The organism is Microbulbifer sp. 2205BS26-8 (assembly GCF_030731025.1).
GTDB lineage: Bacteria > Pseudomonadota > Gammaproteobacteria > Pseudomonadales > Cellvibrionaceae > Microbulbifer > Microbulbifer spongiae.
On record NZ_JAVAMR010000023.1, the window covers coordinates 45,597 to 59,927 of the forward strand.

At 52.8% G+C, this 14,331-nt stretch carries 11 protein-coding genes and 1 tRNA gene; 10 read left to right on the forward strand and 2 right to left on the reverse strand.

Annotated features, from left to right (window positions below; all coding sequences use genetic code 11):
- Positions 1–101: 101 nt before the first annotated feature.
- From Q5Y71_RS09510 to Q5Y71_RS09540, 7 genes are all read left to right on the forward strand, one after another.
- A tRNA-Leu gene (locus tag Q5Y71_RS09510) sits at positions 102–186 on the forward strand.
- 191 nt (positions 187–377) lie between these two features.
- Positions 378–1,688 carry a trigger factor gene (tig, locus tag Q5Y71_RS09515; RefSeq protein WP_306041940.1) on the forward strand — a complete coding sequence of 437 codons (1,311 nt, stop codon included), beginning with the start codon at positions 378–380 and terminating at the stop codon, positions 1,686–1,688.
- Between the two features lie 188 nt (positions 1,689–1,876).
- Positions 1,877–2,518 carry an ATP-dependent Clp endopeptidase proteolytic subunit ClpP gene (clpP, locus tag Q5Y71_RS09520; protein ID WP_301417538.1) on the forward strand — a complete coding sequence of 214 codons (642 nt, stop codon included), beginning with the start codon at positions 1,877–1,879 and terminating at the stop codon, positions 2,516–2,518.
- Positions 2,519–2,682: 164 nt separating this feature from the next.
- Positions 2,683–3,969: an ATP-dependent Clp protease ATP-binding subunit ClpX gene (clpX, locus tag Q5Y71_RS09525; RefSeq protein ID WP_306041942.1), complete on the forward strand. Its 1,287-nt coding sequence runs from the start codon at positions 2,683–2,685 to the stop codon at positions 3,967–3,969.
- Positions 3,970–4,230: 261 nt separating this feature from the next.
- On the forward strand, positions 4,231–6,636 hold the full coding sequence (gene lon, locus Q5Y71_RS09530; protein WP_306041944.1) for an endopeptidase La: 2,406 nt from the start codon (positions 4,231–4,233) through the stop codon (positions 6,634–6,636).
- Between the two features lie 256 nt (positions 6,637–6,892).
- A complete protein-coding gene (locus Q5Y71_RS09535; protein ID WP_306041946.1) occupies positions 6,893–7,165 on the forward strand; it encodes an HU family DNA-binding protein in 273 nt (90 codons plus the stop codon).
- A gap of 119 nt (positions 7,166–7,284) precedes the next feature.
- Complete coding sequence (locus Q5Y71_RS09540; protein WP_306041948.1) at positions 7,285–9,168, forward strand: SurA N-terminal domain-containing protein; 1,884 nt, start codon at positions 7,285–7,287, stop codon at positions 9,166–9,168.
- Positions 9,169–9,251: 83 nt separating this feature from the next.
- Here the strand turns inward: Q5Y71_RS09540 and Q5Y71_RS09545 are convergent, their stop codons facing one another.
- Positions 9,252–10,820 (reverse strand): LysM peptidoglycan-binding domain-containing protein, encoded by a 1,569-nt coding sequence (locus Q5Y71_RS09545; protein WP_306041950.1) that lies wholly within the window; start codon positions 10,818–10,820, stop codon positions 9,252–9,254.
- Positions 10,821–11,160: 340 nt separating this feature from the next.
- Entirely contained in the window at positions 11,161–11,943 is a 783-nt protein-coding gene (gene gloB, locus Q5Y71_RS09550) for a hydroxyacylglutathione hydrolase (protein ID WP_306041951.1), read from the reverse strand.
- Positions 11,944–12,147: 204 nt separating this feature from the next.
- On the opposite strand from gloB, the gene Q5Y71_RS09555 reads away from it, so the two are divergent.
- From Q5Y71_RS09555 to dnaQ, 3 genes are read left to right on the forward strand one after another with little or no spacing between them, the layout of a single operon-like run.
- The gene (locus Q5Y71_RS09555; RefSeq protein WP_306041953.1) at positions 12,148–12,936 is read left to right on the forward strand and encodes a class I SAM-dependent methyltransferase; all 789 of its coding nucleotides are present in this window, start codon (positions 12,148–12,150) and stop codon (positions 12,934–12,936) included.
- A gap of 51 nt (positions 12,937–12,987) precedes the next feature.
- On the forward strand, positions 12,988–13,425 hold the full coding sequence (gene rnhA / locus Q5Y71_RS09560) for a ribonuclease HI (RefSeq protein ID WP_306041955.1): 438 nt from the start codon (positions 12,988–12,990) through the stop codon (positions 13,423–13,425).
- Positions 13,426–13,437: 12 nt separating this feature from the next.
- A complete protein-coding gene (gene dnaQ / locus Q5Y71_RS09565; RefSeq protein WP_306041957.1) occupies positions 13,438–14,172 on the forward strand; it encodes a DNA polymerase III subunit epsilon in 735 nt (244 codons plus the stop codon).
- The last annotated feature ends 159 nt before the right edge of the window (positions 14,173–14,331 follow it).

A 14,331-nucleotide genomic window follows, 5' to 3' on the forward strand; every position in this document is an offset into this window, starting at 1 on the left:
CCTGTAATACGCTGTGGCACAATCTCGCTCCTTGCTGCGTCGGCCATTTGTTTAAGTGTGAAAATTCATATATTTCAAAGAGTTAGCGGCAAAGCTGTTCTGGGGACGTGGTGAAATTGGTAGACACGCCAGATTTAGGTTCTGGTGCCGCGAGGTGTGGGAGTTCGAGTCTCCCCGTCCCCACCAAATCAAGAGTCCTGGAGTCCGCCGGATCTGCCCCGAGAAGGGTGGGTGCGGACTTCTTGTATCTGGCATGGGCGGGAATTTACTTTGTAAGTTCGCTGGATATGCCTATGAGGTGGCCGGCTCAGTCTCCGGCGCCCGATATTCGTTGGCGCTGTGGCGCGATATAAAGAGAGAGTCTCACGAGGATAAACATGCAGGTTTCCATCGAAACTACTTCGGGTCTGGAGCGCCGTTTAACGGTTAATTTGCCGGCGGAAATCGTCGATAGAGAGGTGGACAAGCGACTTCAGCAGGCCGCTAAAACAGTTCGCGTAAACGGTTTTCGCAAGGGCAAGGTGCCTTTGAAGCTGGTGCGCCAGCGCTTTGGCGCCGGTGTGCGCCAGGAAGTGCTTGGTGAAGTGATGAGCCGCTCCTTCCACGACGCTGTTCAGAATGAACAATTGAAGCCCGCCGGCCAGCCGAGTATTGAGGCAAAGGAAACTGCCGCGGGGAAGAATCTCGAATATGTCGCCACTTTTGAAGTTTATCCCCAAGTGGAGTTGGCCGACCTCGCCGAGATCAGGATTGAGCGTCCGGTAGCGGCGGTTACCGATGCCGACATCGATAACATGGTTGAAGTACTGCGAAAACAACAGTCTTCCTGGAAAGATACCAAGCGTAAAGCTCAAAAGGGAGACCGGGTCACCATTGATTTCGTTGGCCGTAAGGACGGTGAGGCGTTTGAAGGTGGTGAGGCCAAAGACCATCAGTTGGTGTTGGGTTCAGGACAGATGGTCCCCGGTTTTGAAGATGGCATCCTGGGCATGAAACCGGGGGAAGAAAAAGAGGTTGATTTGACATTCCCGGCAGACTACCAGTCCGAAGCGCTGCGCGGTGCAGCAGTAACCTTCCACATTAAGGTGAACTCCGCCGAAAAGCCTGAATTGCCGCCATTGGATGACGCATTTTTCAAAGCTTACGGCGTGGAGGGTGGCGGGGAAGAAAAGTTCCGTGAGGAAGTGCGCAGCAATATGGAGCGGGAGCTTAAGAACGCCGCCTTGAACAGAGTGAAGACCCAAATTATGGATCAGCTTTTCGAAAGGCATTCACTTGAGCTGCCATCCGTGTTAGTGGCAGGAGAAATCGGCACCCTCCGCACCCAAATGACCCAGCAGTTCGGTGGTCAGGTTAAAGCCGAGGATGCCGAGCGCATGCTGCCGGACACCATGTTTGAAGAACAGGCCAGGCGCCGGGTAGTGCTCGGCCTCGTGGTGGGTGAGATTGTCAAGCAAAATGACTTGATTGTGAACGCAGAGCGTGTGAAAGCGAAGGTCGAGGAACTGGCTTCTACTTACCAGCAGCCGGAAGAGGTGGTTGATTACTATTACGGCAACCGCGAACTGCTGGCGGGTGTTGAGTCAGTGGTTCTGGAAGACCAAGTGGTCGATTTTATTCTGATTTCTGCCAAAGTACAGGATGTTGAATGCAGCTACGATGAGGTCATCAAGCCGCAACAGAACTAAATTTTAACTTCCCTACAAGGATAGGTGGCCCCGCTTCGGTGGGGCACCGCTGCATCTCCTACCCCTAGCGTCGGCTGGCTTTATCCCGTCTGACCGGTTAAGCTCTGAAAACCGATTTTTTCAGCATCGGTGGCAGTCGCCCGTTTGCTGACCCGCGGAAAACGCCAAAAAAGGAAGCAATGGTACCTATGGCACGAATTGATTTTCCCCGAGCCTCTATAGACCCTTTGGGAACGGGTTTGGTGCCCGTAGTGGTGGAACAAACCGCCAGAGGAGAACGCTCGTTTGACATCTACTCCCGCTTGCTCAAAGAGCGGGTTATCTTCCTCGTTGGGGCGGTTGAAGACCATATGGCCAACCTGGTGGTTGCTCAGCTGTTGTTCCTGGAGGCTGAGAATCCCGACAAGGATATCCATCTCTACATTAATTCTCCCGGTGGTTCTGTAACTGCGGGCATGTCAATTTACGATACAATGCAGTTTATCAAGCCGGATGTGAGCACCATGTGTATTGGCCAGGCCTGCAGCATGGGGGCTTTTCTCTTGACCTCAGGGGCTGTTGGCAAGCGATTTGTGACCCCTAATTCCCGTGTGATGATCCACCAGCCCAGCGGTGGTGCTCAGGGGCAGGCCAGTGATATCCATATTCATGCCCAGGAAATCCTGAAAATTCGCCACCGCTTGAACGAGTTGATGGCGCATCACTCCGGACGACCGGTCAGCGATATTGAGCGGGATACGGAGCGCGATCATTTCCTCAGTGCTGATGAAGCCAGGGAGTATGGCCTGGTAGACGAAGTATTGTCACGTCGGCAGGCGTTGGAGAAATAGTGAGTGCAACTGAAGATCTGTCAGTGGCGTTATCTTTCAGTGGTGCGTTCTAGGATTGTTTCCCCTCGGTAAAAGGGCTTGAAAAAGGTGCTAAAAAGCAGCATCTTGCTGGAATACTTGTATTTGAGAGGGCCCTGGCCGGGCAGTGACCACGGAGTATTTTGATGACCGACAAAAGCAGCGGGGAAGACAGTGGCAAGTTGTTGTACTGCTCTTTCTGTGGCAAGAGTCAACAGGAAGTGCGGAAGTTAATCGCCGGGCCGTCCGTCTTTATTTGCGATGAATGTGTCGAACTCTGCACTGATATTATTCGCGAAGAGGTCCAGGAAACCGCGGAAGGCTCAGAGGGACACCTACCCACCCCGCGTGAAATCACCGAAATCCTCGATCAGTATGTGGTAGGGCAGGAGGGCGCCAAACGCGTGCTGGCAGTAGCGGTATACAATCATTACAAGCGCCTGCGCAGCAAAACTGCCGTGAAAGGCAAGGACGATGTTGAACTCAGCAAATCCAATATCCTGCTGGTAGGTCCCACCGGCAGCGGTAAAACCCTATTGGCTGAGACACTAGCGCGCCTGCTCAATGTGCCTTTCACCATCGCGGATGCGACTACGCTCACTGAAGCTGGCTATGTGGGTGAAGACGTTGAGAATATTATCCAAAAGCTGTTGCAGAAATGCGACTACGATGTTGAAAAGGCCCAGCAGGGCATCGTTTATATCGATGAAATCGACAAAATTTCCCGTAAATCTGATAACCCATCTATCACCCGTGATGTCTCCGGCGAAGGCGTGCAACAAGCACTACTGAAGTTGATTGAGGGAACCGTGGCCTCTGTGCCGCCCCAGGGCGGGCGCAAGCATCCCCAGCAGGAATTTCTGCAAGTGGATACCGCCAATATTTTGTTTATCTGTGGTGGCGCCTTTGCGGGGCTGGACAAAGTGATCCGAGATCGCTCAGAGAAGGGCGGCATTGGGTTCAGTGCCGAAGTAAAGTCTAGCGATGACAAGAGTAATTTCGGGGAAATAGTCAAGGGCCTGGAGCCGGAAGATCTGGTTCGCTATGGTTTGATCCCGGAGTTTGTGGGCCGCCTGCCGGTGACAGCCACACTTGAAGAACTGGACCGGGAGGCTCTGGTGCAGATTCTCACCGAGCCCCGCAATGCCTTGACCAAGCAGTACGCAAAGCTTTTCGAGATGGAAAATGTAGAATTGGACTTCCGCCCGGATGCCCTAGACGCGGTGGCAACCAAGGCCATGGAGCGCAAAACTGGTGCACGCGGGCTGCGCTCTATCATGGAATCTGTGTTACTGGAAACCATGTACGATATTCCCTCCGCTGATAACGTCGCCAAAGTGGTTATTGATGAGCCGGTCATTAGAGGGGAGTCGGCGCCCCTGCTGGTTTACGAGAGCGAAACCAAGCCGCAGAAAGCCGTGCCGGAAGAATAGTGCCCAATGTGCCAAGGAAAACCCCAAAATGGGGTTTTTTTATAGCATTTTTTTATCATTAACAAAACTTGCGGCCATTTTCTCAAGACATAAGGGAACAGTCTTCTGTAGTGCATTTGAAGTCGGTACACATTGGACGCGAGATTAGACTTGTATTCGGGGCGATCTCCCCCATTTCCTATAACTGAAAGGCGGTGGTCCAATTCAAGCAGCAATATGGTGCTGTGCCAAATACCCAGTGATTGGGCTGAGAGGAGTTCTATGGATCAGTCATCCGACACTACACTTGCATATCCATTATTGCCACTGCGGGATGTCGTTGTTTACCCACATATGGTGATCCCGCTGTTTGTCGGCCGGGAGAAGTCTATAAAAGCCCTCGAAGAGGCTATGCGCAGGGATAAACAGGTGTTACTCGTAGCGCAGAGAAAGGCATCGGAAGATGACCCCGGCGCTGAGGATATCTACCGGATAGGCACAATCGCCAATGTTCTACAGCTTCTCAAACTTCCCGATGGCACTGTAAAAGTACTAGTGGAAGGGGGAGAGAGAGTCAATATTCTCGGTGTTGAGGAACATGAAAACCACTTTGAGGCTCGCGTGGAGCCCTTGGAAACGCTGGAATTGCCAGAGGGAGAGGCGGAAGCCCTGGTGCGCTCTGTGATGGCTCAGTTTGAGCAGTATGTCTCTGTCAGCAAAAAGGTACCTAATGAGGTAATTACCTCACTGGCAGGGATTGATGAACCAGGCCGCCTGGCGGATACTATTTCGGCCCATATGTCTTTGGAGCTCTCGCAGAAGCAGGAGCTTTTGGAAACGGCCAGTGTCAAAGAGCGACTCGAGCATCTGCTCGGTCTGATGGATTCTGAAATTGACTTGATTCAGGTTGAGAAACGGATCCGTGGCCGTGTGAAAAAACAGATGGAGAAAAGCCAGCGCGAGTATTATCTGAATGAACAGATGAAAGCCATTCAAAAAGAGTTGGGTGAAATTACTGAAGAACCTAATGAAATTGAAGAGCTGGAAAACAAAATTCGCGATGCCGGTATGAGTGCTGAGGCGGAAAAGAAAACCCGTACGGAGTTGGCTAAACTGAAAATGATGTCGCCAATGTCCGCAGAGGCATCGGTGCTGCGCAGCTACATTGACTGGATGCTGAGTTTGCCCTGGAAAAAAGGCAGCCGGGTACGACATGACCTGAAGAAGGCCGAAGAAATTCTAGAGGAAGATCACTACGGCTTGGAGGAAGTCAAAGAACGTATACTCGAATATCTCGCAGTGCAAAAGCGGGTAAAAAAAGTGAAAGGTCCAATTCTGTGTCTGGTGGGCCCACCCGGCGTTGGTAAAACCTCTCTGGGACAGTCTATCGCCCGCGCGACCAATCGCCGTTATGTGCGAATGGCTCTGGGCGGGGTGCGGGATGAAGCAGAAATTCGAGGTCACCGTCGCACATACATTGGTTCACTTCCGGGTAAGCTGATACAGAAAATCTCCAAGGCTGGTGTGAAGAACCCCCTGTTTCTGCTGGATGAAGTAGATAAAATGGGTATGGACCAGCGCGGTGACCCTGCATCGGCACTGCTGGAGGTGTTGGACCCTGAGCAGAACAAAAGCTTTAACGACCACTATCTGGAGGTGGACTATGACCTCTCTGATGTGATGTTTGTGTGTACCTCAAACTCCATGAATATACCGGGTCCGCTACTCGACCGCATGGAAGTGATACGCCTGCCCGGTTACACCGAAGATGAAAAACTCAATATTGCCCAGCGCTATCTGGTGCCCAAACAGCGCAAAGCGAACGGGCTCAAAGAGGATGAGTTGGCACTGTCTGATGATACGATCCGGGACATAGTCCGCTACTATACCCGTGAGGCGGGAGTGCGTGGGCTGGATCGGGAAATCGCCAAAATTTGTCGCAAGATTGTCACTGAACATGTGCGCAATCCGTCAGATAAAAAAGCTATGGTGAAACCCGAGGAGCTGGAAGAATTGCTGGGTGTGCGCAAGTTTGATTTTGGTCGTGCAGAAGAGGAAAACAAGGTCGGTATTGTAACCGGCCTTGCCTGGACCGAGGTGGGTGGTGAGCTACTCAATATTGAGGCATCTGCGGTGCCCGGCAAGGGGCGCATGATCAAAACCGGTTCCCTCGGCGATGTGATGCAGGAGTCAATCCAGGCCGCGCTGACAGTGGTCCGCTCTCGCTCCCAGGCGCTTGGCATAGGGCCTGATTTCCACGAGACAAAAGATATCCATATTCACGTTCCTGAAGGCGCTACACCTAAAGACGGCCCATCGGCGGGTATAGCCATGTGCACCGCATTGGTTTCTGTACTGACTAATATCCCGGTATGCTCAGAGGTTGCAATGACGGGTGAAATCACTTTGCGTGGAGAGGTACTGCGCATTGGTGGTCTCAAGGAGAAGTTGTTAGCGGCACACAGAGGCGGTATCAAAACGGTACTGATTCCTGCGGATAACGAGCGGGACCTAAAAGATATTCCCGACAATATCCTTCAGGATTTGGTGGTTAAACCGGTTAAGTGGATTGATCAAGTACTCGAGCTGGCACTCGAGCACAAACCGGAATCCTTATCGGACGAGGAATACTCTGCCTTACAAAAGCAAGCTGAAGAGCGCTCTCAGCGCTCAATCCAGACCCACTAAATACCTGTCCGGGGTGGCTTTTGTCACCTTGAAACAATTTTCAGGGTCAAAATATAGCCGGTCACCCGGATTCAGCTGCTTGAGGAGTACCCGGCCCACCGGAAACCCCCATGGTTCCTTGACCCGCTACGGGGCAGTTGGTATAAAACAAGGCTTGCTACCCGGCATGTGAGTGGCTGGTGGTCAAAAAGTTACAACTAAGGGTGCCCAGCTTGAGGGTATCCGAAGCATATTGAAAAGAACAGAGGGATTAAGCGTGAACAAGTCCGAATTGATTGAAGCAATTGCCGCATCTGCAGATATTCCAAAAGCAGCTGCCGGTCGTGCTTTGGAGGCAATAGTTGATAGCATTACTGGTGCGCTTAAGAAAGGCGATCAGGTTGCCTTGGTGGGCTTTGGCACTTTTGCAGTTAAAGAGCGCGCTGCCCGTACTGGTCGCAATCCGCGCACGGGCGATCCAATTGAAATTGCTGCGGCAAAAATTCCCAGCTTCAAGGCCGGTAAAGCCCTGAAAGACGCCGTAAACTGAGTTTGTCAGTGGTGTTCCCGGCTTTGTAAATAACTGGAGCTTCAACAGGCGTGTCAACTCGGATACGCCTTTTTTCTATCTGCACAGTCAAATAACAAACTCAACTTTCGGAGCTGAGCATGCTTCAGTCCATGCGCGACAACCTGAAAGGCACAGCGGCAATCATTCTTGCGGCCTTTTTTGGTTTTATTATGGTTATTGGTGGAATCGACTTTTTCACCGGGGCCAGTGGCGGTGCTGCCGATGCGGTTGCCGAGGTCAATGGTGAGAAGATTACCAATCTGGATTTGCAGCGCGCAATCCAAAATCGCCGTAATATGATTATGAGCCAATATGGTGAAAATGTTCCTGCAGATCTTATTAGTGATCAACAGCTGCGCGAACCGGTGTTGCGTCAACTGGTATCCAGCGCCGTACTGCGCCAAGCTGCACAAAGTAGCGGCATGGTGATGAGCACGACAACTGTGAACAAAGCCATCACGGAGATACCTGCATTTCAGGTGAATGGTAATTTTGATCCGCAACTCTATCGTGATGCTTTGCGCCGCATGGGCTATAACACGGCGAACTTTCCTCAGGTTATCGAAAGTGATCTTGCTTTGCAGCAGTATGCTGACAGCGTCACCGGGAGTGCCTTCACCACAGAGGTGGATGCCAAGCAGATTGTGGCGGCCTCTATGGAGGAGCGCGACTTCGATTACGTCGTGATGCCTGTACAGGCGCTGTTGGCCGGTATAGAGGTCAGCGATGGAGAGGTGGAGCAGTATTATCAGGAGAATCAGAGTCAGTACCAGCGTCCCGAGCAGGTGGCGGTTGAATACATCGAGCTGACGCCTAGCATATTTGCCGCCAATATCGATATCTCGGAAGAGGATGTACGTGCTCAATATGATCAGGAGGTAGCCAGTTTTGGCGCTGAGCGCCGCCGACGGGCCGCCCATATCCTTCTGGAAGATGCCAGTCAGGATAAAATTGCTGAAATTCAGGGCAAGCTGAACGCTGGTGAGGACTTTGCCCAGCTGGCAAAGACCTATTCGGAAGATATCGGTTCGCGGGATGAGGGTGGTGATCTGGGTTTCACCACCGGGGATGTCTTTCCCAAGGTTTTCGAGGAGACGCTAGCCTCTCTGGAGGTGGGACAGGTATCGTCTCCGGTAACTACTGAGAGCGGCACCCACTTTATCAAGCTGCTGGAAGTTGAAGAGAACGAACCCCCTACTTTTTCAGAGCGTAGAAGTGCAATTGAAAGCCAACTGCGCAGCGTCGCTGCAGAGCAGGAGTTCGTTGATGCCCTGAGCCGGTTGTCCGATCTGGCCTATAACGCCGAGGAACTCTCCGGCCCGGCCGAGGAGCTGGGCGTGCCCTTGCAAAGTAGTGACCTTTTTTCCCGTACCAGTGGTACCGGTGTGCTGGCAGATAGTCAGGTGGTCGACGCGGCTTTCTCTCCTGAGGTCAAGGAAGATGGCAATACCTCCGATGTGCTGAACCTGACCAATGAGCATTCGCTGGTGCTGCGTGTAACCGAGTCCCAGGCAGCCGGTACCTACCCATTGGAGGAGGTGCGTGAGCAAATCGTTGAACGCCTCAAGCGCGACAAGGCCAGCGCACAGCTTGTGCAACAGGCGCAGGCACTTAAAGAAAAGCTGACCGAGGGAGAAGACTTTGCCGAGCTTGCCAAGGACCAGGGGCTGACCTTTGAGACCAGTGATAAGACCCGCCGCGGCGGCTTCGGTGAGCGCGGTGAAATTAACAATAAAGCCTTCTCGTTGCCAGCGCCTTTGGGGGGGGCGACTAGATTAGTGGTGTTTGCCACCGATAATGGAGACCAGGTGATTCTCAAACTGCGCCATGTTCGCTCAGGCAGTTTGTCGCAACAGAACAAAGAGCAGCGCCAGGCACTGATGCAGCAGTTGGCCTCGGTCACTGGCGGTGCTGAATTGGCTGCCGTGCAGCGCTACCTGTCAGATCAGGCTAAGGTTGAGCTTTTTACTAGCGGTGAGTAACCCGTTTGATAGGCAATAAAAAACCCGATATTTTGCTAGGTTTTTTATTGCCAGAAGTCCTTCAAACTATTAAATAGACTTGCTTAGAAAAGTTTACGCTGGTTACCGGCGCTATCCACAAACAGGGTGAGGCGCTGGCCGGGCTGTAAATATTTCGATTTGGTTAGTTTGTTCCAGCGCAAAATGTCATCGATTCGTATACTGAATTTGCTGGCTATCCGGTAGAGAGAGTCACCGCTTCTCACCCTGTAAGAGACCTTGCGTGTGGTGCGGCTGTTATTGTCCGGAGTGCTGCCGTAAGCAACCAGTATACGCCCGGGGCGTAGGGTATCACTGGGGGCCATACTATTCCAGCTGGCCAGTGCTTTCACACTGACTTTCAACTTGCGGGCAATTGCCCAAAGACTGTCGCCGGGTTGAACGGTATAGCGGGTCTTTTGTCCATGCTCGGAGGACTGGCGGTGCCTCACGCGCTGGTCTAGGGCATAGGCATACTGCCCGGCGGGGCCGGATGCGCTGGGGATCAGCAGGGTTGTGCCGGCACGGATATTGTTGTTGCGGAGCTTGTTGGCCTCGCGTATCGCCGAGACCGTTGTCTGATAATCGCGTGCGATTGTGGAAAGCGTATCGCCCCGAACGATAGTGTAATGCTGCCAGGTTACCCGCTGATTTTTCGGCAGCAGCTTCAAGGCGCTTTCAAACTGCTGGTGGCTGTCAATGGGGATTAGTAACTGGTGATTTCCGTTGGGATCTGTTGCCCAGCGATTGTAACCGGGATTGAGCAGGTACAGCTCCTCGATTTCGATCTCGGCCAGGTCTGCGGCTTGGGCCAGACCAATCTGGCTGCCGACATCTACACGAACATAGTAGGGCTGGTTGGCTACGTCGTGTAATGGCACTTGATATTGTTCGGGGTGCGATACAACCTCTGCCAGGGCCAGCAGCTGGGGGACATAGTGCCTGGTTTCCCGCGGCAGTTTGAGATCCCAGAAGCGGGTACCCAGTCCCTTGCGCCGGTTGCGTTCAATGGCTCTGCGCACAGTGCCCTCACCGGAATTGTAAGCCGCTAAAACCAACTCCCAATCGCCGTCAAAACGCTCGGTTAGATAGTTAAAGTATTTGATCGCAGCGCGGGTGGATTCGTGAACATCGCGACGCCCGTCGTACCACCAGTTCTGTTGCAAGCCTAACGAGCGGCCAGTAGAGGGAATAAACTGCCACATACCGGAGGCTCGGGCGTGGGAATAGGCAAAGGGGTCGTAGGCGCTCTCAACGATCGGCAGCAGAGCCAGTTCCAGCGGCATATTAGCCTGATCCAAAGCCTCTGCAACATGGAAAATATAACGGCGGGCGCGTTGGGTAACACGGGCCATATAGCCTTCATTGCGAGAAAAATACGCGATGTAGTCCTCTACCCTGGGATCGCTAGTATGGTGGTTGAGCTGAAAACCCCGGCGCAGGCGATCCCATATATTCTCCGGTGGCAGCGACTCTTCAGTGGCTACCAAGGTGGGCGTGTCAGTGCTCTGCGTATTTGAGGTTTCTTGTGCCGGAATGGGTTCGCGCTCGGGGAGTGCGTCTTTAGTCGGTATTGGCGAGCAGGCCCCGACCGTGGCTGCCAGCAATGCCATGGTAAAATTCTTGTGAACCATGTTGGGTATATCCGCGCGTACTTCTTCTAATTCCTGGCCCAGACTGCGCTTAAGCGCTTATTTTTGGGGATACTAAGCATTTAATCATATCCATGTGATTCTAAATAGCCGAAATAGTTTCGGTCAATGCAGGCGGATAAGAAATATGCAGCCGATTTGTGACACGATCTAACAGACAAGTAAGCGGATATTGAAAAGGCCATTTGAATCGCCATCCTTGAAATACCAGTGTATGTGTAGGGTGCTCTCTTGCTGGGCCTTCCTTAGCCGTTTACCCCGGCAATCGAAAGCTTTGTCGAAAATACAATGCGTGATTAATGTCTAGCCGATGACTATTTCTCTAGAACTGGTCTTTCCATTCGCGCAAGATTGCAAATACGGTGACTTGATCCAGAGTTGAGGGGTGAGGTTGACCCGCGTGGTGGGCTGCGCTTTTTATCACCTCGGGCACTTTGCAGCGCAGAAAGGGGTTGGTTGCTAGTTCCTGGGCGATGGTGGAGGGGAGTGTGGGCTTGTTCGCATCCCTGAGTGCCTGGCAACTAGAGAGCCGCTGTTCTATGGCTGTGTTTCCGGGCTCGACGACTTTGGCGAAATGCAGGTTGCCCAATGTGTATTCGTGAGCGCAGTAGACTCGGGTAGTGGCGTCCAGTGTGCCCAGTTTTGCCAGGGAATGGAACATCTGCTCCGGAGTGCCTTCAAACAGGCGACCACAACCGGCGGCGAACAGTGTATCACCGCAAAACAGATGGGTTTGCACAGAGCGCTCGGAAACCGGTTCCCGCAGGATCAGTGCCAAGTGGTCCAAAGTGTGACCCGGTATATTGCAGACCCCGAGGGGCATGCCCAATACGGTTACCCCACCACCCCCGGTCAATGGGGTTGTTACCCCCTCGATGGATGCGGGGCCAAGGACCGGGCATTGATACTGTTTAAACAGTGATGCGATACCGCCGGTATGATCCAGATGATGGTGAGTAATGAGAATGCCATTGAGCGAAGCCCCCCGGAGGGCTTTAACAACCGGGTCGGCCTCTCCTGGGTCCACAACCCAGTGTTTATCGCCTTGTTGGAGATGCCATATATAGTTGTCGCTGAATGCGGGGATAGGGGATATAGAAAGCATTTTGGCTCCGCCTGTCAGATGGATCATGAAACGATACCATGTAGGATAGGGATTGGTGCGTAATCTAGACACAGGAAGAGGGTGAAAACGGATCTGTTGTCACCAGAAGATTGAGACGAATCAAAGGATTTACACTCAATGGTGCCCCCCGGTTAGAGGGTTGGCACAGAATGCAGGTTCTGTCGATGTTCAAAAGGAGACGCAATGACAGAAAATTCCAGGCCTCGGAGCCCAACGGAGCTGGCGTCATTGGCAAATGCTTGCCCAGCGCTGTCCCACTGGTTTTCCAGTGCTCTAGGGCAGGAGATCCTATCCCAACAGCTTGCCCTGGCGCAGCCATTGGTGGAGGGGTTGTTTGGCTACCATCTGATGCAGGCAGGTGTCACAGATGCGGTGGATTTTGCCGCATGCAGCCGAATCAACCACCGATTTCGCCTGGCTACTTGCCCGGAGCAGTCCGGCGCTGCCTTAGTGGAGTTTGAGCAGTTGCCCCTTCCCTCCGAATCCATCGATATAGTTCTCTTGCATCATCTGCTGGACTTCTCCCGTCACCCTCACCAGATATTGCGCGAAGCCGCCCGGGTATTGATACCCGGTGGACGCTTGCTGCTGATGGGCTTCAATCCCTTCTCTCTGCTGGGTCTATCTCGCCTGTTGTTCTCTCGCGGAGCTTATCAACAGGGTAACCAGTTGCGTGCGGCGCGGGTGGCCGACTGGATGAATTTGCTGGATCTGCAGGCAGAGCGGGTCGAAAGGGGGTTTTTTCGGCTTCCTCTGCAGCAGCGTGACCTCCTTGATAAAACGGCCTGGATGGAGCATCTGGGCTCCCGTTGGCGCTTGCCTTGGGGCGGCTTTTATATCATAGTCGCGCGCAGAGAGGTGGCGCGTGTTCGTACTATCAAGATGCACTGGCATACGAAGCGAAAGCCTGCGCTGACGGCGACACCCACAAGCCCCCGCGTTGCAGCGCGAGGAAAACATCAAAAACGCTGATCTTGCAGGATTGTCCTGCAACTCGGTTGCATTCCTATTTTGGCATTGATTTTGAAGCAAATTACGATCTATACCGATGGGGCCTGTCGCGGTAATCCGGGGCCTGGTGGCTGGGGTGCATTGTTGGTTTATGGGGAACGGGAAAAAGAACTGTTTGGCGGAGAAGCCCATACGACCAATAATCGGATGGAGTTACTGGCTGCAATCAAGGCTCTTGAGGCCTTGAAACAACCCTGTGAGGTGGATCTTCATACCGATTCCCAATATCTGCGCCATGGGATTACTGGTTGGATCAGCAATTGGAAGAAAAACGGCTGGAAAACCGCCAACAAGAAGCCGGTCAAAAATGCCGATCTTTGGCGACAGTTGGATAAAAATGTATCCAAGCATCAAGTGCGATGGCACTGGGTCAAAGGCCATGCTGGTCACCCCGGTAATGAGCGGGCGGACCAGTTGGCTAATCGCGGTGCCGATAAAACGAAATCCTGAAAAGAGTCGGAAATGCGTCAGGTTGTCCTGGATACCGAAACTACCGGCCTTGACCCCAAAAGCGGTCACCGGATTATTGAGATTGGCTGCGTGGAGTTGGTTAATCGCAAACTGACTGGGCGCCACTACCACCATTATATCAACCCACAGCGGCGGGTAGATGATGGTGCTGTTGAAGTCCACGGGATCACTAATGAGTTTCTCGTGGACAAGCCGGTCTTTGCACAGGTTGCTGATGAGTTTATGGATTTTTGTGAGGGCGCCGAGTTGGTTATTCACAACGCGCCTTTTGATGTTGGATTTATTGACGCCGAACTGGCTTTGCTTGGCAGCCCGCGCTGGCAAAATGTGAGTGCTCACTGCGCTGTATTGGATACTCTGGCGCTGGCACGGGAGAAACATCCTGGCCAGAAAAATAATCTGGATGCATTGTGCAAACGCTATTTTGTCGATAACTCCCAACGCGATCTACACGGTGCTCTGCTGGATGCAGAGATTCTCGCCGATGTTTATCTCCTGATGACCGGCGGCCAGACGGATCTGATGCTGGCCCAGGGGAGCGATGCCCTCGATCCCGATGCCGACGAAAGAAAGCGGGGGTTGAGTGATGCGGATTCCCCTGCCATCTGCAGGCTACCGAGAGATCGGTCATCGCTCTCCGTCATCCATGCCACAGCCCAGGAGATTGAGGCACATCAAACTATGCTGGTGTTGCTGCAAAAGTCTGCCGGTAAACACTTCTGGTAAATTGGGGCCCAGTGAACTGAGCCCCTAGCAGGCTGTTGAAATAGGCTCATGTATTTACTAGCTTTGGTACAATGCTCGGGTCGATACCCCATAATGAGCTAATGTATGCGCGTTGCAGATATTACGCAGGAAACTTTGTTCACCACTGTTCACTTGGAA